The organism is uncultured Porticoccus sp., from assembly GCF_963975625.1.
Lineage (GTDB): Bacteria > Pseudomonadota > Gammaproteobacteria > Pseudomonadales > Porticoccaceae > Porticoccus.
The window spans coordinates 325,875-346,067 of the sequence record NZ_CAXBHS010000001.1; the positions used below are offsets into that span (position 1 = coordinate 325,875).

Below are 20,193 nucleotides of genomic sequence, written 5' to 3' on the forward strand. Positions count from 1 at the left end.
TATCAGTATAAATTCCGTTGAAATCCCACAAACACATCCCGAATATTTTTTACTTCACCCAGTTTGTTTACCGCATCGCGGATGCTGTGATATTTCAGCTCGATCAACTGCGGCAGTTTTTCGAGGTCGAGTTCACCGACGCCACGTTCGACGTAATGGCCGAGTACAATTGGCACCAACTGGCTGTTTTTGTGATTGTTTTCTGGGTAACTGTCTGGGTTATGAGCGTCGCTCGAGTATAAGCGGCGCTTTGGATTTGGCAACCTCACGATATATTGCCTTGGATCAGCTGGGGATGCTGAAATATCTACCCTTGAGTATATAAGAGGGTTTTTTGTAGGGATGGGGAATTTTCGGCGGGATTAAAGCAGGGTTGAGGTATTTTAACCCATTGATTTTTAAGTGGTACCAGAGGCCGGACTCGAACCGGCACGCTTTTAAGGGCGGGGGATTTTGAATAATTCAAATAAGCTTGTTTCCTAGCGTCACCCGATGTTTAGGCAAGTTACCCGTTGTTTCTTCAGGTTGTTGTAACATCCTGAAAAATAGGGATATTATTTAACTAGGCATCTTTTTGACGTTACTCGAAAGATGCCTGGGATTCTAAAAGTTTCGCCCATTTGTCTCCCAGTTGCATCCCTAATTTTAGCTATAGAACCATATGCAGGGAGATCCCATGGGAGCAATATCCGCTAACCGTATCAAGTTTTCCAAGCCCAATCTACGGGCTGTGGAGAAGCGAATCAACCAAGGTGGCTTTAGCAAAGAACTATATATTTACGATGCTGATAGCCACCTCGCAGTGAGAGCAAAGCCTAATCAATCCTACGCCGAAAGCGTTTTCTGCCTGTATGCGCGTATTCGACCCCGCGGTGCAGCAAAAAGCAAAATGTATAAGCGCCAGATAATGAAAGTCGGGGATGCACGCAATGCCGAAATCAGTCTGGCACATCTGCGTAAACGCGCAGACAGCCTGTTTCTGGAAATTCAGGAGGGGCGCGACCCCAAACAACTTGCGTTAGAGGAACAGGCAAAACAAGAAGCCGAGAAACAGCTCGTTGGGGCCAAGCGCGCTCTCAGAGATATGATCTATGGTACGCCGATGGACAATGGCGAAGATCGCATGCGCGATGGATTTATTGCTGAGCGACGCCCTAGTAAACGATACCAAAAGGAAATTAAAGATAAGTCCAATAGCTTGCTTTTTGATCTGCTTGATGAGCCTTTATACAGCATGACGCCTGAACGGGTAAAAGTTGTTTATCTGAATATGGTGCCCAAAGGCCAGACACAGCTAAATAATGCAATGCGTATATTGCGCTCTATTTGGAACTGGGCTCAGTCCAAATATGATGATTCCGGGCTCTTCGTGCGAAACCCAGTGAGCCGCGCGATGAAGCAGCTAGGTATCAATATCAACCGAACCAATAGGCGCTCTGTTCGTTTGGATGAAACTGAGTTCGGAACCTACCTTCGATCAGTTCTTAATCTTAGGCACCATGATCATACCTCGGCGCTACGCAATGGCCGAGATGCTTTACTGTTCATGCTTTTCTCAGGTGTCAGATTGATGGGTACGATGACGCTCCGCATGGCCGATATTGACTTAGAGCGTTCGCAATTCACCATCATTAAAAAAGGCGGCGAGCCAGCAACTTTGCCCTTAAACTCCGTGACCGAAGCCATTGTAAAGAATCGGCAAGGGCATTTACCCGCAGATGTGGAATATCTATTTCCTGGGGTTAGCTGCCGAGGCCACTACTGGGACACGAAGGCCGTTCGAAAGATTGTGCAAGAGGAAACTGGCATCGCGGTGACGAATCACGACCTAAGACGCACTTACAAAACCATCGGCGCTGAATTGGCCATTAACCACATATTGATTGATGAATTATGTTGCCATGCGCGAGAGGGGGTCAATGCACACTATATTCATCCGTCCATGAGTGCATTACGTGATGCTAGTCAGCGTATCGCAGATTATATTTTGGAGGGGGCGGGTTTTGATCTGGTCGTAGAGCTACTTGAGCAGTGGTAACTAAGCTATCAGTTGGCAGGTTCCCCAGTAGTCACAGTATCAATCCAGTTTTTAGATGAAAACATCCTTTTGACTGGATGCTGTTGATTGGTCTTTGAAGCTAAGCACTTCTGATTCCAAGTAAAACACCTTACCGAAGCGTTTGTACCAAGGTAAACCGGGATGTTCGGCAGTGCAACGCCACTTCTTCAGCGTCATGGGCGATAAAGATAATAGCGTTGCTGCTTGCCGAGTGGTTAGTTCTTTGTCATGTTCAACTATTTGCACTAGCGTGACTCCCGTATACCGAGCGTAAACTCTAGCAACCTCAGTCCCGACTCGCTGCTACTAATCTTTCAGTGTGAAAATAAAGTAAATTACTTGGCTAACCACATCCCAAAGTTTCGTAATCTGACAATAGAAAAAGCCACCTGAAGGGTGGCTAACTCAGCGAGTGGCGCTGTTCAATCAAATTGTTCAACCACTGCCGAAGAAAACTATTGAGTTCCTTCCGCAGTTGAGGGTAGAACTTCCCTGGCTCTGGAAAGACTTGCTGATAGATGGGAGGTAGCGACATTTCAAAAGTGAAGGCCTCCACCATCCGTTGAGATGGGTAGACAAGCACCACTATTTCAGGGTCTTTACAGACATCGCCATTCTGTTCGAAGTAATGCCCCATTGATACCGCAATACCTGAATCATTGCCGGACGCACCGTCCAAATGCGGCAAGCGCTCCACCACCCAGTCCATCAAGCCCGCCACCTCACTGCGACGGCATTCTTCAGATACAACACCGTCCTTAGCAACAACCCCCAGCTTAACTAGTCGGTCATAGTTGGTTTCATAAATCGTCTTTCTCATGAAATTTTCCTCACTTGTTAATTATCGAGCGCAGTGCCCGCCTGCGCTCCTGACCCGCTGGCGAAGCGCGGGGGTAGCAGATGGCCAGTGGCTCACCGGAAGCCGCAGCTAAGTGAGTGAGCGAAGCGAGGGAATCTGAACGGGTGAGGAAGCGCGAAGCCTTGCACTTGCCAGGCGCGAGGGGCAGCGCCCCTTAGCAAGATTTAACCGATTCTCTAGTAGCTGCTCAGCCGCCTGGAGGGCGGAAGCGTTAGGGAGTGAGAGGGCGGCAGTTCCGCGCAGCGGAATGAGCGATTAGCGAACCCGGAAACGACTGGCCAACGCCCAATATTATTTCAGTGTTTTCGACTTAACGTGGCGAAATGTCGAGCACGAAAACCGCTGCCCTTGTTGGTCATATTTATTGGGCTGAGGTGGCCAGATTGGCTTTTATGAATGTTCGATAACGAGCTTATTTGATGTGATTCATACTCGTAATTCTAGTCAGACTTTAGGATGTGAGATAAAACCTATTGACGGTCGGTTTTATATGGGCAATAATCGTCCGCATATCCAAGCATTAATTTGAAGGTTGTTCTGTGAATCTGGGAGAACTCGAAAAAGCGGCTTTACAGTATTTCTGGAGCCATGAAGAAGCGGATGCCAAGCAGGTGCATGCCTACTTTGAGACGAAGCGGGGCGGGTCTTTGAATACCATTCAGAGCACACTGGATCGCCTGTTTAAAAAAGGCCTGCTCAAGCGGGAAAAGCAGGGCTATGCCTATGTGTACCGCCAAGCCATGAGCAAAGACGCTTTTATCGGCGAGCTGGTTGCGGATGTGACCAAGGATTTCTTCAAGCCCACCGATAATGCCCTGCACGCGGCGTTTACCTCCATGTCATCCAGCCTCTCCGATGATGAACTGTCGGAGCTGGAAGCTCTGATTGAACAACAACGCAATAATACCCGCTCGGAGTAGCTAGCGTGATCATTGGTGGCCTGGCTCTGTTTCTTAATTTTTTTGCTGTGGCGACGCTCGCTTTCTTTTTTGGCGTGGCAGCGGTTAGTGCTGTCGGCTTATTTCGTACTCCCTTGCAATCTATCGATGCCAGCGGTCGGCGCCGGTTGCTATGGCTGGCGGTGTCTACCCCTTGGCTACTTGCCTTGGGGGTATCCGTCTTCTTCCTTTTGTCACTCTCGGTTGATGTGTCCTGGGTCGGGCAGTTGATGCACTGGCATCACGTCAACGCGTTTAATTTTTATAGCTGGCATGCTTATCCCTCCCTGTTGTTGTTACTAATATTTGTTGCCGTTGCGGTCAAGACCTATCGCAGTACAGTCACTCACCTTAGGGCTTATGGCTTGCTGAAGCTGGCGCTGAATGACGAGCAATTACTGGAGAGCCAGGTGCCACAGGCATTTTCGGCGGGTTTTCTGGTGCCTGAGGTATTTATCAGCACCGGCTTGATTGATCAGCTGGAGAAGAACGAACTCCAGATTGTGCAGCAGCATGAGCAGGCCCATGTTAATCGCCGTGATTCCCTGAAAAAGCTTGTATTCAGCTTTCTATCTTCATTCTTTCCCTCGCGTGTTGCTCAGCCGATGCGCCAGGCGATGTCATTGTGTATGGAGCAGTGTGCCGATGAATGTGCGGTGTCTCAGGGGACGAACCGGGCCGATTTGGCTATGACATTACTGAAAGTTACCAAACTGATGCGGGCCTACGGCGCGACCGGGGATATGGCCTCTCTGAAGTGCGCCTTTGGTGACAGTGAGGTTAAGGCGCGGGTAGCGTACCTGATGCTGCCTCAACCGGCCCGCAGCGTACCGTTAGTGTTGATGATGGCGCTGCTCAGTGTCATTGCCTTGTTGTGTTTGCTCAGCGTGGATAGTGTTCACCACGTCATCGAGACTCTGTTTACTCACTAGGAATACCTTATGAAGAAACCACCTGTTCTGCCATTTTTAAAACCGATTGTTAGTCGGTTTTATCGAGTGGTGCTGCCGGTACTCAAAGTACCTTTTTTTTCGCCTAAGAAACCGATTGCGGGTCGGTTTTATGTAGGGGGTAGGATATCAATCAGTACGATGCTCTGTGCGTTGATAGTTTGGCTCCCGGTATCTGCGCAGGCACAAACCGAGCGCATGGCGTCTATCACGATGCAGGACGCACTCACGAAAACGCTGCTGCAACACCCGGAGTTACCCGGTTATCGCGAGCTGCTGAAAAGCGCTGATGGTTATATCCAGCAGGCGGGCATCGGGGAGCGACCGGAATTGAGTTTCGTTGTCGAAGATGCTTTTGGTTCTGGTGATTTCAATGGCATCGACAATGCCCAGTCCACCTTGAGCTTGAGCTGGCTGCTAGAGGGGGAGTTGCTGGACAAACGGACCCTCGCTGCTCGCAGTCAAAAAAATACCTTTATCGCGCAACAGGAAGTCAAACGCCTGGACATCGCGGCGGAAACAGCCCGCTACTATCTGGCCGCGTTGTTCTTCCAGAAAAAGAAACAGCTGGAGCTTGACGCGATTACCCAGCTTGAACGTGTGCAAAGCGAAGTAGCCAAGCGGGTGAAGGCTGGCGCGGCTCCGCATGCAGATTTATATCGCGCACAAGCTAACCTGTCAGAGAAAAAACTGGTACTCAATGACGTCGGCTATGAGATCGACTCCGCCATCCAGAATCTGGCTGCCCAATGGGGCGAGTTCCAGCCGGACTTCGCCACTGTTCAGGGCAGTTTGGATGTGCCGGATCAGCCTGTGAACTTGTTTGCCATTCGTGAGCGCTTGGCGCAGAACCCCAATATCCAGCTGTTCTTGAGTGAGGAACGACTGGCCCAATCGAAAATTGATATTGCGAAGACTGAAGCTAAGGCACTGTGGCGCGTCAACGCGGGGGTGCGCCGTTATGAGGCCACTAATGACTACGGCGTGGTGGCAGGTTTTAGCGTTCCATTGGGCAGTCGCGACAGGAACAAAGGCAAGGTGAGTGCTTTGTCGGCCCAGCAGGCCGTCTCTCGGGCTAACGCCGAGGCAATGCGTATCCGCATGGAGGCCCAACTGGCCAACTATGTGCGTTCCTTCGAGCGTTATCAGGGTTCTGAAGCGGCGCTTAAGCAGGACATTATTCCGCGCATTGAGCGTGCGCTAAAGGAGGCGGAGAAGGCCTACAAACTGGGCAAGTACAGCTTTGAAGAATGGAGCTCGGCCCAGCGGGAACTTCTTGCAGCCCAGGCTGCCTTGCTTGACCTGCAATTCAAGGCCCACCTGAACCGTGTCGAAATCGAGCGCCTGGCCGGTGTGGCCATCTGAGTCTGAGGAGAAATTTTAATGAAACGATTAATTCAACCCGGTGTTGCCATGGCCCTGTCTCTGATTGTGACAGGCACTGTGATGTCAGCGCCAGCCTATGCCGTCGAAAACCAAGAGGCGGCGGCTTATGAAGAAGTGGAAAAGGGGCCGAACAATGGCCGCATGCTGAGACAGGACGGCTTTGCCATTGAGCTGGCCATTTTTGAAGATGGCGTGCCGCCGGAATTCCGGGTCTGGGCCACCCTGAACGGCCAGCCCCTCAGTCCCGATGAGGTCAAGGTTCGGGTCGTGCTCGACCGCCTGGGTGACGTGCAGGACAAGATCGGCTTTTACCGCCAGGAAGACTACCAGCGCGGTGACATGGCGATCTACGAGCCCCATTCCTTTGCAGTGGCACTGAATGCCGAATACCAGGGCAAAACCTATCGCTGGGCCTATGACAATTTTGAGGGCCGGGTGGATATTAAGGATGACATCGCCGCAGCTAACGGTATCGAAACGGCGAAAGCCGGTCCGGGCACCATTCACCAGACAATCACCGCTTATGGTGAGTTGATCAATCCGGTTGAAAACACACGCGACATTGTGGCGCGCTTTGCCGGTGTTGTTAAGAAAGTGCATGTCAAGCTGGGTAGCCAGGTGAAGAAAGGCGATTCACTGGTAACCATTGAAAGCAACCAGGGCTTGAATGCCTACACCATTAAAGCACCGATTGACGGCGTGGTATCCGGCCGTTATGTCAGCGCCGGAGAGCAAACTGACGGGCAGACCTTGCTGCGCCTGATCAACAATCGAGAATTAGTTGCCGAAATTTATGTATTTCCACAGGACCGCTCGAAAGTACGGATGGGTAGCCCGGTGGTGCTGGAAGTCGACGGCGTTGAGCAACCGGCTGAAGGTGTCATTAGCTACATCGGGGCAGAAATCATCGAAGGGCAGGGCTTTCCGGTACGGATAGCGATTGATAACGCTGCGGGTGTATTCAGCCCAGGCGCTTTTGTTCACGGCCGTATTACGGTTGCCCGTTACGATGTTTCGCTTTCGGTCAAACGCGATGGCATCCAGGCCTTCCGCGATTTTCAGGTGGTTTACGCCAAAGTGGGTGAAACCTATGAAGTTCGCATGCTGGAACTCGGTGCGCAGGCCGGTGAATGGGCCGAAGTGCTGGGCGGGCTTGAGCCTGGTACCGAGTACGTGACCAGCAACAGCTATGTCATCAAAGCCGACATCGATAAGTCCGGCGCGTCCCACGATCACTAAGAGGTTCTTATGTTAGACATGATACTGCGGTCATCGCTGAATGGCCGCACGCTGATAATGGTCGCGGTGCTTTTCCTGTGCGCATTGGGGGCATGGAATTTTACCCGCCTGCCGATTGATGCGGTGCCGGATATCACCAATGTCCAAGTGGTGATCAACACCGAAGCGTCCGGTTATACCCCGCTTGAAGTCGAGCAACGGGTCACCTTCCCGATTGAAACCGCGATGGCCGGATTACCGAATCTTGAATACACGCGCTCGGTGTCCCGCTATGGCCTGTCCCAGGTAACGATCATTTTTAGTGACGATACCGATATTTATTTTGCCCGCCAGTTAGTCAATGAACGGCTATCGACGGCCAAGGCTAAGCTGCCTAGTTCAATGGACCCGGAGTTGGGGCCGATTGCTACGGGGTTGGGTGAGATCTTTATGTTCACCGTCGATGCCGAACCCGGTGCAACCAGGGAAGACGGTTCATTGATCACGCCTACCGATTTGCGGACCGCTCACGACTGGATTATCCGTCCACAGCTGTTGCGAGTACCCGGTGTGGTCGAAGTCAACCCAATCGGTGGCTTTAAGCGTGAAATCCAGGTGGCCATCAAGCCGGAAAAACTGCTGTTTTATCAGGTTACCCAACAGGAATTGATCGCGGCGATTGCCGAGAACAATGAAAACCGTGGTGTTGGTTTTGTCGAGAAAAAAGGCGCTCAGCTGTTGCTGCGGGTACCGGGGCAGGCTGGTAGTTTGGAGGCGATCGGCAATATCCTGGTGCGTACATTTGATACGGTGCCGGTACGGGTGAAAGACCTGGCCGATGTTCAGGAAGGCAAGGAGCTGCGCTCGGGTGCCGCCACCCAGAACGGTCGCGAGGTGGTGATGAGCACCGTCTTTATGCTGGTGGGTGAAAACAGTCGCACCGTTGCCAAAGGCGTGGCGGAAAAACTGCAGGCCGTTAATGCCAGTCTGCCGGAAGGCATTGTGGCGACAGCGGTTTACGACCGCACCAAGCTGGTGGACAAGACCCTGAAAACCGTGCAGACCAACCTGCTGGAAGGTGCGCTGCTGGTTATTGTGATCCTGTTCTTCCTGCTGGGCAACGTGCGCGCGGCACTGCTGACTGCGGCGGTTATTCCCATCGCCATGTTGATGACTATCACTGGTATGGTGCAGACAAAGGTCAGTGCTAACCTGATGAGCTTAGGGGCGTTGGACTTTGGTCTACTGGTCGATGGCGCTATTATCATTGTTGAAAACTGTCTGCGGCGTCTGGGTATAGAGGCTAGAAGCGGCCGATCTATGTCTTTGGCTGAGCGGCTCGAAGTTGTTTATAGCGCCACTAAGGAAGTGATCAGACCAGCGCTGTTCGGTGTGTTTATTATCACCGCTGTGTACCTGCCTATCTTCTCGCTGACCGGCGTAGAAGGCAAGATGTTCCATCCGATGGCGCTGACCGTAGTGATTGCACTGAGTGCAGCCATGCTGCTGTCAATTACCTTTGTGCCAGCGGCCATCGCCTTCCTGTTCAAGGAACCGGTGGAGGAGAAGGAAAACAAAACCTTCCACGCTCTTCAAAACGGGTATGAAAGTTTGTTGGTGAAAGCCATCAAGGCCCGCTGGCTTGTGGTTTCCCTTGCAGCAGTGTTGGTGCTTATCTCGGGCTGGGGTGCGACCCGCCTGGGCAGTGAGTTTGTGCCCAATCTTGACGAGGGCGATATTGCCATGCACGCGCTGCGGATTCCCGGCACCTCGCTGTCGCAGTCAATCGAGTTTCAGCGTGTGCTGGAAGAGCGGATCAAGGAGTTGCCGGAAGTCGAGCGGGTATTCGCCAAGATGGGTACCGCTGATGTGGCTACCGATGCCGTGCCACCCAGCGTGGCGGATAATTTTATCATCCTCAAGCCCCGCTCCGAATGGCCCGACTCCGGCAAGCCGAAGGCGGATATCGTCAAGGAGCTTGATACGCTGGTCAGCGATATACCCGGTAACCGTTACGAGTTCCTGCAACCGATCCAGATGCGTTTTAACGAGCTGCTGTCAGGTGTCCGTGCAGAGCTGGCGATCAAGGTATTTGGCGATGACCTCGACAAGCTGGCGGAAGTGGGCGGCGCAATCGAAGAGGCCATTGGTGCTGTCGAAGGCATCGTGGATATCCAGGTGGAGCAGACCAAGGGTCTGCCATTTCTGACGATAGTGCCGCGCAGTGATGAGATGGCGCACTACAAAGTCACTCTGCGCTCTTTGCAGGATCAGCTGGCAGTTGCTATCGGCGGCCAGGTGTCGAGCCTGTTCTACGAAGGTGATCGCAGTTTTGACATTACCGTCAGATTGCCCGAGCAACGTCGCAGTGACCTCGACAGCCTCGGCTCGCTACCGATACAAGTTAGCGGCGAACGCTATGTGCCCCTGAATGAACTGGTCGACTTTGACTACGTGGACGGCCTCAACCAGGTCAACCGCGAAAACGGCAAGCGCCGTGTGGTGGTCACCGCCAATGTCCGGGGCCGTGATCTGGGTTCTTTTGTGGAGGATGTGCAGGCAGCCGTGAAGAGTCGTGTGGATATCCCGGCCGGTTACTGGGTGGAGTACGGCGGCACCTACCAGAGCCTGCAATCAGCCTCCAACCGCCTGATGGTGGTGGTGCCCGTCACGCTGGTGATGATCGTCGGCCTGTTGCTGCTGGCGCTGCGCTCTTTCAAGGATGCCATGGTGATCTTCACCGGTATTCCGCTGGCGCTGACCGGTGGTGTATTGGCGCTGGCCTTGAGGGATATTCCGTTCTCTATCTCGGCGGCGGTTGGCTTTATCGCGCTGTCGGGTATCGCCATTCTCAACGGGCTGGTGATGGTGTCCTTTATCCGTGAGTTGATTAAGGATGGTATGGGTATCGACGAGGCCATTGTCAGCGGTGCGTTGACCCGCCTGCGCCCGGTGATTACCACGGCTCTAGTGGCTTCACTGGGCTTTGTACCGATGGCCTTGAACACCGGGATTGGTTCTGAAGTGCAGCGCCCACTGGCCACGGTAGTCATCGGCGGTGTGATCTCGTCAACCCTGTTAACCCTGTTTGTCTTGCCTGCGCTGTACCGCATGTTGCAGCGCCCCGCAAAAATCATTTCTCAACCTGAAACCCCCGTTACTCAATAATTGGAGGATTAAACGCCTTATGTACAAGTTGTTATTAGTCGCCGTTGCCGTTCTGGCCAGCACCCTGGCCTTCGGGCACGGCATGTCGGCGGAAGATCAAGCCAGAGCGCTGAACGCCAGTTACTTCGAGTTTGTAGAACTCGGTGCTATCCATATGATCACCGGCTATGACCACCTGCTGTTTCTGTTCGGGGTGATGTTCTTTCTGACCCGGTTCACCGAGATCGTCAAGTTCATCACCGCCTTCACCATTGGTCATTCGATCACGCTGGTGTTTGCAACCCTGGCAGGTATTAAGATCAATTACTTTTTGATCGATGCCGTGATTGCACTGACGGTGTGTTACAAGGCCTTCGATAATCTGGATGGTTTCAAGCGCTACCTGAAAACCCAACCGCCCAGCTTGCTCTGGATGGTGTTCGGTTTCGGATTGATTCACGGCTTTGGTTTGTCAACTCGCCTGCAGCAGTTGCCACTGGGTGCGGAAGGGCTGGTTGGCAAGATCCTGGCCTTCAATGTTGGTGTCGAGCTGGGCCAGATCGCCGCACTGGCCATCATGCTGGTCGTCCTATCTGCCTGGCGCACGCGCAAGAGTTTCACCCGGTTTTCCGCAGCGTCTAATGTTGGCCTGATGGCGACCGGCCTGTTCCTGCTGATGTTCCAACTGCATGGTTATATGCACAGCAAATACCCGGATGATTTCCCGCTCAACAAGGACGATCACTCCCATGTACATGAGGATATGGCGGAGTTGGATTATCCGAATCGTCCGGCAGCACTAAAAAATTTGTTGGACACGGGAACAGGTAAGAAACCGAATGTGCCGACTGCCAGTGCAACTACTGATACCAACACAGCTATTGATATCAATCCAGCTCGGGATAAGACCCAACACAGTCACGACGGTAACTCTTATCACAGCCACTGAATGATACGTCAACAGGAGAAATTCAATGAAGCTATACAAAACCGTACTGATTCTATTTTTGATGTCAGCCTCTTCCCTGGGGATGGCCCACGGCGGGGGTCACAAACAAGTGAGTGAAGATCAGGTTGTCGAGATTGCCCAGCGAGCCCTCGGGCAGCTGTCGTCGGTGGAGCATGGTCTGGCTATCGGCAAACTGAAACCGACCTGGGCAAAGCTTGATGCAAGCAATATCGAAATCGTTGAACGCGGTCGCGGCTACTTTGTCGTCAAGGCCTATAACCCGCAGGAGAGTGACACCACTTACATGCTGATCTCCGCTGCGGGTGAACTGTACGACGTTAACGATACGGGCAAGTTTTCCGGTGTGAATAAGGAGTAGTTATGGAGGCGATAATCAAGGTCTTTGCCGCCGCACTCATTATTGCGTTTACCTCTTGGTTATCTGGAAAGAAACCTGAGTTGGCAGGCTTTATTATCGCCCTTCCCATGGTTTCTATCCTGGCACTGCTGTTTTCCTACCTAGAGCATCGAAGCGCTGACACGTCCATCACCCTGGCCAAGAGCGTGATGGTGGGGGTACCTGTGTCCTACCTGTTCTTTATGCCTTTCTTTTTTGCAGAGAAATTCGGTTGGGGTTTTTGGGTGCCTTATATCACAGGGCTCGGTTTGCTTGGTATCGGTTACCTCCTACATAGCTACATTATGAACCTTATCGGCTAGTGGGTGTGTGTCATGGGAGGTAAGCATTATTTTTTATTTTTCGCATTGATGTAGAGCCACTATGAAACGCTATCTAATAGCTACGTCTATTTTAGAAAATGACATCCTGAGAATTGCGGATGAGGTCGATCAAGTCCTCATGGCGGGAGTCGATGTTATTCACATAGAAAGTAATTGTATTGATTCTCGATCTATAGGCTGCAAAATCTCTAGGGCATTGCGAGACCACGGAGTTAAATGTCCGATTGATATACACTTAATCGGAGAGACATCATCAGAGTTGATTGAGTCCTATGTGAAGGCCGGTGCTACAAGTATAACGATATGCCCAGAAACCGTAGCCAGTATCGATCAGTCGCTAATTCAGATTAAAGATGCTGATTGTAATGCCGGATTAGCGCTTCCTTATCCCTTTATTCTGTCCGAATATAGCCACTATCTGGATTCAATTGATCAGCTACTTTTTCTGTTAGGTGATAAAGAGTTGATGTCGGATGTACTCATTGATATCGCGAATGTAGACAGTATCCGTAATAAAACTAACGATAGGTTTCGCGTGCAAGCTAAAGGTGGTATTACAGCGTCCAATGTAGGCGCGTTAGCAAGAGCAGGTGTAGATACTTTTATACTGGATAAGGTCGCATTTTCCGAGCACGATTACTATACGGGTGTTTCAATGCTACGGAAGAGCATTGCTCAAGGACTAGCTTAGGTAAAGTAGGTTACCCCGATGTTATTCGATGTCAGTTTACGGCTGAAGTTTTACTAGCGGGAGTGCCCTCGTCACTACATTTCTCTGTAGTGACGAGGGGCGCGAAGCCACGGTATATCTGGGGTAGATAAACTTTTCCGACATGATGAAACAATTATAGGGGTATTTTTCCGAGGATTTGGGAATACTTCGCCCTAACAACGTGTGGCTATTGCACACTCAATAGCGCCCCGGCTCGGCTAGAGCCAACCTCAGCGCCCATGCAGTCGATGGGCTTCATTAACCCAATAGAGGAGAAAATCACTGGCATAAAACGTAGTAAACCGGATGCGTTAAGACTAAACGGTACTGTATCCCACTGGAGACTGGTGCTGTTGGTAATAACCGTTACGGGCTTTGAGGGAGTGGTGTCCCATGACGTTCGGCAACTCGCTATTTGTGTTGCCTCTCCATTAGTCGCAGCTAATGGACAGTCATAAACACTGACCAAATGCGATTACACCGTTTGTTTTTGCAGTGATGCGAGCCGTTCTGAACAGTGAGCTGTCCGTTTTAGCCTTGTTGCTCTCCGTTTTGAACAGTTGCTTGTCCGTTACCAGAATCTCAGTCATCGTTCAGAACGGTTGCCTGTCTGTTTTAACGGTCAGTTTGAACGACAGACTATCACTAAGAAAACACATCAAGCCCGGCCTTAGCACTGACGGACTCTCAAGAAAAAAGGCATCGTGAAAAACGATGGATTGGCTAATTTACTTTTTTGTGTGAAAGGTTGATTGCCGATTTAGTGACAAGCCTCAAGCAATAATTCTCGCCAGTATTGATAACAGCGAGGACATTGTCGTGAGGGATCTGAATTATCAGCTCAAGAATCTGTGTGAGCATAATAAAGACGGCAGCCATAATACCCAGGGCAACCGCCATCAACTGTTACAAACGATGGCGAATCATCTGTTTGAACTGGGGTATCGGCGAATGAATGCTAATTCCCTAAAACCCAAGCACGTCGATGCACTTATTGCGCGTTATCTCAATGAAGGTTTAGCCGAAGGCACGATTAAGAATCGGTTATCAGCACTACGCTGGTGGGCTGAGAAAGTCGGCAAGCCTAATATCATCGCCAAAGACAATGCCCACTATGGTGTTGAGTCTCGCGTGTTTGTCACCAACGTATCCAAGGCTCGTGATCTGGATCGAGAGTTACTGAACAAGATCACCAGCGATCATGTACGCATGAGCTTGGAACTGCAAAAGGCCTTCGGGCTTCGCCGTGAAGAGGCCATCAAGTTCATCCCCGAATACGCCGACCAAGGAAATCACATCCGTTTGAAAGCGACCTGGTGTAAAGGTGGTCGTGAGCGAACCATTCCCATACGCAACGAAGAGCAGCGCGACGTACTAAATCGTGCGCGATTGTTGGCTGGTCGTGGCTCGTTGATTCCCAGTCATTTGATGTATGTCGATCAAATGCGCATCTACGAAGCCGAAACGAATAAAGTCGGTTTGCACAAAATGCATGGCCTGCGCCATCGCTACGCACAAGAGCGGTATCACGAACTCACGGGGTGGTTGGCTCCAGCTTGTGGTGGCCCGACACGGGATGAGTTATCTGAGGATAACAAGTTAGATGACGCGGTGGCTCGCTTAGCCATCACACAAGAATTAGGGCATGGCCGCGAGCAAGTCACAGCGGTCTATCTCGGTCGATAACGCTGAAACTATGGGTGTGCTCATTGGGCTTTGCCCAGGCCGCACGGCCTTCCCACCCTCGCCGGGAGCAGGGGTTGCAGCGCGACTGCAACCCCGCTGGAAAGGCTGAGAGTGATACAGGCATAAAGGACTACTCGGCTAACGCCTGCGTTCCTCCTTGACGCTGAATTCTCAACAGTGAAAACCCTGTGGCTATTGCAGTCTCAATAGTACCCGGCAGAGTTTCTGCCACCGCCAAGGTATAGCTACCGACTTCGGTTGCTGGTTGTACCACCCCTACGGGAGAGATGATGTCCCGTGGGGTCATCTTTCTCTTCTTTACTCACTGTTAGGAGAAAGATGATGGAATACTTGGAAATGCGTGGAGAGGTAAAGCTGAAAGATGATGCCGACTTGCCAGTCGTGAGCCAGGTTTTAAGTAAGTTAGTTGAAACCGAGTTCGTCGATGCTGGCTATATCGACATTCGTCGCAAAGATCCGGTACTCAGTATCCATGCTGAGGGAACGATCTCGGAAAGCTACAGCCTCCGAGCGCAATTGAAAAAGCTGCAAAATCAGTTATCAGAGACATCAATGATTGGAGTCACCAGTGAACGATGGGAAACCCTCGTGGTACTGAAACACTCTGAGCGAGTATCGGCGTTAAGTCTCGAACCTTACGATCTTCTGGTTGTTGCCCAGTAACCCCCCGGAAAAGGTCTGACATTAGTCAGGCCTTTTTCATTTTTACCATTCAGCATTTTTCTTTCTTTTCTCTCTGAAAGGTTTTCGCTCCAAATCACTTTCTCAGGCTCGTACCTTATCCATCGTCTTATGAAATGATTGGAGTGGTTTATGTCAGCAGCCAGCGTTATTCCAGCCTCTGTGCTCAGTCTTGTGCTTCTTGCACCATCGCTACAGGCGATGAACACAGCAGATGTAGTGTCACAGGGCGCCGTTAAAGAAAGCCGCTATGTATTACATCGAGTTGGGGCAACCTCAGAACAAATGGATGTGATGCAGACCGTTGTGAGAACAACGATTCCCGATCAGATCAAAACAGTGGGTACGGCACTAGAATATTTGCTAAAGCCCTATGGCTACCAACTCGATGATGAAGGTGACGAGACAACGCAGTTAGATTTTTATGTGCTGCTCACTCGACCATTACCAGAGCCACATCGAACAATTGACCCGATGACGCTGACTGATGTTCTGAATGTTCTGGGCGGTGACAGTTTTGAGGTGGTCATTAACCCGGTACTGCGCACGGTGCATTATCGCTTAAAACCAGGGCTTCAGAATTATGTGGGCGAGACAGATAGGGAGAAAGCACAAGCCATTTGGTTTGAATCTATTGAACCCGAGCCAGATATAACACAGAAAGCCCCTTTGCCTATGACTGTGTTTGGTTATGGGCCGGTCAAGCCTGGGGATACGTTAAGCGATATTGTCCTGCTATTCGACATGACGGATTTCACTTTGGATCAAGTTTTGGTTCATGCTTTTCGGGCTAACCCCGATGCCTTTGCCAATGGCAATATGAATCACCTAATCGTCGGTGCATATCTGAGTATTCCCCCGTTGAACAGTGATTCGCTGCCACCCATCGAAGCCAGTCGCTTGGTGGATGAGCATTGCCATCTTTGGTTGCAGCAGGTTCAACCATGAAAACTATCTCGACGATCTTACTCCTAGTTTCCATATCCGGTATAGCTATAGCGGCTGAACCAATGAGCGCCGTTGATAAATCGCAAACCCAAGTTGCTCATACGCCTGCCGTGCAAACTCCCGACACAAAAACTATCGCACAATATTGGTCACTCGGTGTGAAAGAGTATCAGCGCTACCAGGAATTAATGCGTGGGCCGTTGGGTCATTGGAGTCCAACGATTGACCCCTTGCTGGCGCTGGGTATGTTCGCACAAACACCGGCGCAGCAACGACGTTATGCCGAGTTATATGCCCGCCAGGAATTTGAACTGACCGAACGTACCCTGCGTTTTCAGCAAGTTTATCGCGTTGCCTTTCAGCGTTTGTATCCGAATGTGGATACTATCGATCAGCGTTTGATCGCACCATATCGACTGCACCAACAGCAAAAGGAATCAGCCAAAGAAGCACGCTGGTTGGCGAAAAAACAATTTCAAAATGGTGATCGCGTAATGGTGTTTGTGCCAGCGCGTTGCGATCAGTGTTCCTCCATGATTCCCCGGTTAATGAGCCTGGTCTCAGGTACCCGAAATGCCAGCATCGACGTGTATGTTCGCAACGCATCCGACGATGACGCAGTTCGGGCTTGGGCTCAGGCTCACCAGATTCATGCAAAGCAGCTTGGCGATAACGCACTAACCCTGAATCGTGATGAAGGTTTATGGCAGCGCTTGAAAAGCCGCTCTTCAAACAATATCAGTGCTGACATTCCGATTTACCTGAAACGAAATGGCCAGTTTTTTCAGTTACTGGCAGAGGATTTGGGGCTATGAGTAAATGTGCGATTCGGCAGTTAGTGGTGGGCGCGACCCTCATGCAATCCATTACCGCGACGGCTCTGGATGAGTTGCCTGTAGCGTATATGGTGGTTGCCAAGGCTGCCAACGTCCCAGCCGATATATTGTATGCCGTGGCTTTAGCGGAAAGCGGGCGATCTTATAACGGTGTGCTGTTGCCCTGGCCGTGGACGTTGAATGTTGAAGGCCGGAGCATTTTTTGTGAGTCACAGGACGAAGCCATTGCCTTGGCAGCAGAAGCGATAAACCGCAATCAATTGGTTGATTTAGGACTAACCCAAGTGAACTGGCGCTGGCACCAACAGCGTTTTAGCCGTGTCGATGATGCGCTGGTTCCCATGCTGAACCTGAAGGCGGGTGCAGCGATTCTCCGTGAGCAATACGAACTAAGCGGCGATTGGTGGCAAGCAGTGGGACGCTACCACGATCCAGGTGAAGACGATGAGTCGTTGACCAGCGCTGAACGCTATCGGCAACGGGTAAAACAGCACTGGCGGAGGTCGTTCTGAATGAGACGCCTGATGCTGGCTATGTGTTTGTTGTGGGCTCAAATGGTACAGGCCGGTGGCCCTCTGACAGTTATCTATGATTCGGGCGATACCCTGCCTATTGCGCCGTATTTACCGGTGCGTGCCTCGCCCAAGTCTACGGAAGCTAAGTCTCCCACGGGCAAAATGCCTTTTCAGCTACCCATTCGTACACCATCGATGTCGCCCGGAAAAGTCGAGGTCACGGTGAAGCCTTTGCGGTATTTGCAGCAACCCCTGTTTCTGATGGGCTCTGATGAGCACTCAAAAGCATGGCTGGCGGCAAAACGCGACCAGCTCATTAAGCTCAACGCAGTGGGATTGCTGGTGCAGGCCGATACATTGAAAGATATTAAAGATATGCAGGCCATTGCCAAAGGGCTGCGCCTGATCCCCGCTTCTGCGGAGAGCTTTGCCAAACCGCTGAATTTAACGCACTACCCGGTATTGATCTCGAAGCATGGCTGGGAACAATGAGCGACCGCTATGAGGTGGAAGTCTTATTGCGCCCGCCTGTGGAGCTGTCATCTTGTCTGGTATCGCTGTGTTCAGCGGGTGTTGTACTCAAGGCACCACAGTTCCTAATGATGCCGCCCAGTGTGGCGGTAGTCAGTGCAGTCTGTCTGGGTGTGCTGGGGATTTGGCGAGGTCGCCAGGCTTGGCGGGTATTGAGCTATCAGCGGCATTTACGCCGTAGTCCGCGCTATGTAATGGCATCGTCACAGGTGCCAGTCAGCCGCTCGGTGCTGTTTCTGGGGCGTGGCTTTCGCTGGACGCAGACTCACACCGAGCGACTGTATGCCGCTCGTGACCGCCGGGCGGAGCACTACCTGCAACCCAGTGCGTTTAAGCAGTGGGTGAGGCGCAAGGAAATTGAATGGGAGCGTGCGCCCGTTCTGCGACAATTGGCGCGATGGACTGCAACAGACTCGCCGCTGAACCCCGTCCGGCCACCGCCTGCCAGTGGCGGAGATGCAGTGATTCATGGTGTAGGTATTGGCGGAGAAAGCAATGCCACCATGCCGCTCTCGGATCGAGTAGGGCATATGGTGGTAATTGCTCGAACCCGCCACGGCAAAACCCGGCTGGCGGAACTGCTGATTACCCAGGATATTCACCGTAAAGACAATTGCGTTATCGTACTCGACCCCAAAGGTGATGCGGATTTACTGAAGCGTATCCATGTGGAAACGCGAAAAGCGCAGCGACCATTATTAATCTTCCATTTGGGCTACCCGGAATTGAGCGCCCGCTACAACGCCATCGGCTCGTTTTCGAGAATAACTGAAGTGGCGACCCGTATTGCCAGCCAATTACCGGGGGAGGGCGATGCAAGTGCTTTTAAAGAATTCGCCTGGCAGTTTGTGAATGTGATCGCAGTAGCCTTGGTCGCTTTGGATGAGCGCCCCGATTTTCTGAAGATTCGCCGCTATATCACCGATATTGACCCTCTGTTGATCCGTTATGGTCACTACTGGTTAAGCCAACACGGTAATGAACAATGGCAGGAGGAATTGGCCGAAATCCGAAACGCCATTAACGTCAAATCCTTACCACGGGTCGAGCAAGGTAAAGACCCTGATGCCATTGCGCTGGTGCGTTATCTAAAAACTCAGGTGGAATTTGATCAGGTTTTGGAAGGTCTGATTTCTGCGTTTCGCTATGACCGGGAGTATTTTCAGAAAATTACCGTAGCGGTTAAGCCTTTTCTGGAAAAGCTCACCACGGGCAATATCGCCGCGATACTGGCTCCAGACTTATCCGATGAGCAAGACCAGCGCCCCGTATTGGAATGGGCGCACGCCATCCGCGAACAAGCCATTGTGTATGTTGGCTTGGATGCACTGACCGATCCTGAAGTGGCGAGCGCTGTGGGTGAGTCAATGTTTAGCGATCTTACCAGCCTGGCGGGGCATATCTATAAACACGGTATTGGCGACAACCCAGCACAGCAGAATCGTAAACCGCCAAATATTGTGATCCACGGGGATGAATTCTCCGATTTAATCGGGCCGCAATTTAAAACGCTGATTAATAAATCCGGTGGTGCGGGGTATGAGCTGAACCTCTATACCCAAACTTGGAGTGACCCCATCGCCGAGCTGGGCAGCGAAGCGAAAGCCGGACAGCTTGCTGGCAACATCGGTACGGTAATGATTATGGGGGTTAAAGAAATCGCCACCTGCGAGATGTTCACTAAGCAGCTACCGGAGGTCAGTGTTAGTGAAATCATGGCAGTTTCCGGTGTGACGGATAACAGCGACCGAGAAGGTGGAGTGAGTTTTACTTCTAATAACCAGGATCGGGTGAGTATCAGCCGTGTTCCTATGATCTCACCTGCGGATATTGTGGCCCTACCCAAAGGGCAGGCTTTTGTACTGCTCAAAGGTAGCGAGTTATGGAAAACCCGTATTCCCATGCCTTCAAAAATCGATGACGAAGAGCTACCCGATGACCTGGGTGAAATGCTCCGCCTAATGCGACAAGGTTATACCTCAGTTACGGACTGGGGTAGTTATCATGGACGTTGAG

General features: G+C 51.4%; 20 protein-coding genes. 17 read left to right on the plus strand and 3 right to left on the minus strand.

Annotated features, from left to right (window positions below; genetic code table 11):
- Positions 1–2: 2 nt before the first annotated feature.
- The gene (locus tag AACZ64_RS01520) at positions 3–176 is read right to left on the minus strand and encodes a hypothetical protein (protein ID WP_293613630.1); all 174 of its coding nucleotides are present in this window, start codon (positions 174–176) and stop codon (positions 3–5) included.
- 500 nt (positions 177–676) lie between these two features.
- Here AACZ64_RS01520 and AACZ64_RS01525 point away from each other — a divergent pair, with 500 nt between their 5' ends.
- On the plus strand, positions 677–2,038 hold the full coding sequence (locus AACZ64_RS01525; protein ID WP_293613631.1) for a tyrosine-type recombinase/integrase: 1,362 nt from the start codon (positions 677–679) through the stop codon (positions 2,036–2,038).
- A gap of 51 nt (positions 2,039–2,089) precedes the next feature.
- Here the strand turns inward: AACZ64_RS01525 and AACZ64_RS01530 are convergent, their stop codons facing one another.
- On the minus strand, positions 2,090–2,305 hold the full coding sequence (locus AACZ64_RS01530) for a hypothetical protein (RefSeq protein ID WP_293613632.1): 216 nt from the start codon (positions 2,303–2,305) through the stop codon (positions 2,090–2,092).
- Between the two features lie 154 nt (positions 2,306–2,459).
- Positions 2,460–2,879 carry a hypothetical protein gene (locus tag AACZ64_RS01535; protein ID WP_293613633.1) on the minus strand — a complete coding sequence of 140 codons (420 nt, stop codon included), beginning with the start codon at positions 2,877–2,879 and terminating at the stop codon, positions 2,460–2,462.
- Between the two features lie 578 nt (positions 2,880–3,457).
- Between AACZ64_RS01535 and AACZ64_RS01540 the strand changes: the two genes are divergently transcribed.
- The 16 genes from AACZ64_RS01540 to traD all read left to right on the plus strand — a co-directional run bounded on the left by AACZ64_RS01540 (position 3,458) and on the right by traD (position 20,192).
- Positions 3,458–3,838 (plus strand): BlaI/MecI/CopY family transcriptional regulator, encoded by a 381-nt coding sequence (locus AACZ64_RS01540; RefSeq protein WP_293613634.1) that lies wholly within the window; start codon positions 3,458–3,460, stop codon positions 3,836–3,838.
- A 5-nt stretch (positions 3,839–3,843) separates the two neighbouring features.
- Entirely contained in the window at positions 3,844–4,788 is a 945-nt protein-coding gene (locus AACZ64_RS01545; protein ID WP_293613635.1) for a M56 family metallopeptidase, read from the plus strand.
- 9 nt (positions 4,789–4,797) lie between these two features.
- Positions 4,798–6,171, plus strand: a complete 1,374-nt coding sequence (locus tag AACZ64_RS01550; protein WP_339639626.1) for a TolC family protein — start codon at positions 4,798–4,800, stop codon at positions 6,169–6,171.
- 18 nt (positions 6,172–6,189) lie between these two features.
- The gene (locus AACZ64_RS01555) at positions 6,190–7,431 is read left to right on the plus strand and encodes an HlyD family efflux transporter periplasmic adaptor subunit (protein WP_293613637.1); all 1,242 of its coding nucleotides are present in this window, start codon (positions 6,190–6,192) and stop codon (positions 7,429–7,431) included.
- A 9-nt stretch (positions 7,432–7,440) separates the two neighbouring features.
- Positions 7,441–10,578, plus strand: a complete 3,138-nt coding sequence (locus tag AACZ64_RS01560) for a CusA/CzcA family heavy metal efflux RND transporter (protein ID WP_293613638.1) — start codon at positions 7,441–7,443, stop codon at positions 10,576–10,578.
- Between the two features lie 19 nt (positions 10,579–10,597).
- The gene (locus AACZ64_RS01565; RefSeq protein ID WP_293613639.1) at positions 10,598–11,506 is read left to right on the plus strand and encodes a HupE/UreJ family protein; all 909 of its coding nucleotides are present in this window, start codon (positions 10,598–10,600) and stop codon (positions 11,504–11,506) included.
- Positions 11,507–11,531: 25 nt separating this feature from the next.
- Positions 11,532–11,885, plus strand: coding sequence for a DUF6488 family protein (locus AACZ64_RS01570; RefSeq protein ID WP_204997503.1), 354 nt, complete (start codon positions 11,532–11,534; stop codon positions 11,883–11,885).
- Positions 11,886–11,887: 2 nt separating this feature from the next.
- Complete coding sequence (locus AACZ64_RS01575) at positions 11,888–12,226, plus strand: hypothetical protein (protein ID WP_268905419.1); 339 nt, start codon at positions 11,888–11,890, stop codon at positions 12,224–12,226.
- Between the two features lie 61 nt (positions 12,227–12,287).
- Positions 12,288–12,938 carry a hypothetical protein gene (locus AACZ64_RS01580; RefSeq protein ID WP_293613640.1) on the plus strand — a complete coding sequence of 217 codons (651 nt, stop codon included), beginning with the start codon at positions 12,288–12,290 and terminating at the stop codon, positions 12,936–12,938.
- 840 nt (positions 12,939–13,778) lie between these two features.
- Positions 13,779–14,645, plus strand: a complete 867-nt coding sequence (locus tag AACZ64_RS01585; protein ID WP_293613641.1) for a phage integrase N-terminal domain-containing protein — start codon at positions 13,779–13,781, stop codon at positions 14,643–14,645.
- A gap of 339 nt (positions 14,646–14,984) precedes the next feature.
- Positions 14,985–15,329 carry a hypothetical protein gene (locus AACZ64_RS01590; protein WP_293613642.1) on the plus strand — a complete coding sequence of 115 codons (345 nt, stop codon included), beginning with the start codon at positions 14,985–14,987 and terminating at the stop codon, positions 15,327–15,329.
- A 150-nt stretch (positions 15,330–15,479) separates the two neighbouring features.
- Positions 15,480–16,295 carry a hypothetical protein gene (locus AACZ64_RS01595; RefSeq protein WP_293613643.1) on the plus strand — a complete coding sequence of 272 codons (816 nt, stop codon included), beginning with the start codon at positions 15,480–15,482 and terminating at the stop codon, positions 16,293–16,295.
- Between the two features lie 62 nt (positions 16,296–16,357).
- Positions 16,358–17,110, plus strand: a complete 753-nt coding sequence (locus AACZ64_RS01600) for a TIGR03759 family integrating conjugative element protein (protein WP_293613644.1) — start codon at positions 16,358–16,360, stop codon at positions 17,108–17,110.
- Positions 17,107–17,643: a transglycosylase SLT domain-containing protein gene (locus AACZ64_RS01605; protein WP_293613645.1), complete on the plus strand. Its 537-nt coding sequence runs from the start codon at positions 17,107–17,109 to the stop codon at positions 17,641–17,643. Before AACZ64_RS01600 ends, AACZ64_RS01605 begins: the two co-directional genes overlap by 4 nt.
- Entirely contained in the window at positions 17,644–18,138 is a 495-nt protein-coding gene (locus tag AACZ64_RS01610) for an integrating conjugative element protein (RefSeq protein WP_293613646.1), read from the plus strand. It abuts the gene before it with no gap.
- Entirely contained in the window at positions 18,135–20,192 is a 2,058-nt protein-coding gene (traD, locus tag AACZ64_RS01615; protein ID WP_293613647.1) for a type IV conjugative transfer system coupling protein TraD, read from the plus strand. The genes AACZ64_RS01610 and traD overlap by 4 nt, the downstream gene beginning before the upstream one ends.
- Position 20,193 lies beyond the last annotated feature (1 nt).

Bases quoted from the DNA above. Each gene is read 5' to 3' on its own strand.
- AACZ64_RS01525 (WP_293613631.1), top strand. From the start codon at position 677: ATGGGAGCAATATCCGCTAACCGTATCAAGTTTTCCAAGCCCAATCTA.
- AACZ64_RS01535 (WP_293613633.1), bottom strand. From the start codon at position 2,879: ATGAGAAAGACGATTTATGAAACCAACTATGACCGACTAGTTAAGCTG.
- AACZ64_RS01550 (WP_339639626.1), top strand. From the start codon at position 4,798: ATGAAGAAACCACCTGTTCTGCCATTTTTAAAACCGATTGTTAGTCGG.
- AACZ64_RS01555 (WP_293613637.1), top strand. From the start codon at position 6,190: ATGAAACGATTAATTCAACCCGGTGTTGCCATGGCCCTGTCTCTGATT.
- AACZ64_RS01560 (WP_293613638.1), top strand. From the start codon at position 7,441: ATGTTAGACATGATACTGCGGTCATCGCTGAATGGCCGCACGCTGATA.
- AACZ64_RS01565 (WP_293613639.1), top strand. From the start codon at position 10,598: ATGTACAAGTTGTTATTAGTCGCCGTTGCCGTTCTGGCCAGCACCCTG.
- AACZ64_RS01570 (WP_204997503.1), top strand. From the start codon at position 11,532: ATGAAGCTATACAAAACCGTACTGATTCTATTTTTGATGTCAGCCTCT.
- AACZ64_RS01575 (WP_268905419.1), top strand. From the start codon at position 11,888: ATGGAGGCGATAATCAAGGTCTTTGCCGCCGCACTCATTATTGCGTTT.
- AACZ64_RS01580 (WP_293613640.1), top strand. From the start codon at position 12,288: ATGAAACGCTATCTAATAGCTACGTCTATTTTAGAAAATGACATCCTG.
- AACZ64_RS01590 (WP_293613642.1), top strand. From the start codon at position 14,985: ATGATGGAATACTTGGAAATGCGTGGAGAGGTAAAGCTGAAAGATGAT.
- AACZ64_RS01595 (WP_293613643.1), top strand. From the start codon at position 15,480: ATGTCAGCAGCCAGCGTTATTCCAGCCTCTGTGCTCAGTCTTGTGCTT.
- AACZ64_RS01600 (WP_293613644.1), top strand. From the start codon at position 16,358: ATGAGCGCCGTTGATAAATCGCAAACCCAAGTTGCTCATACGCCTGCC.
- AACZ64_RS01605 (WP_293613645.1), top strand. From the start codon at position 17,107: ATGAGTAAATGTGCGATTCGGCAGTTAGTGGTGGGCGCGACCCTCATG.
- AACZ64_RS01610 (WP_293613646.1), top strand. From the start codon at position 17,644: ATGAGACGCCTGATGCTGGCTATGTGTTTGTTGTGGGCTCAAATGGTA.
- traD (WP_293613647.1), top strand. From the start codon at position 18,135: ATGAGCGACCGCTATGAGGTGGAAGTCTTATTGCGCCCGCCTGTGGAG.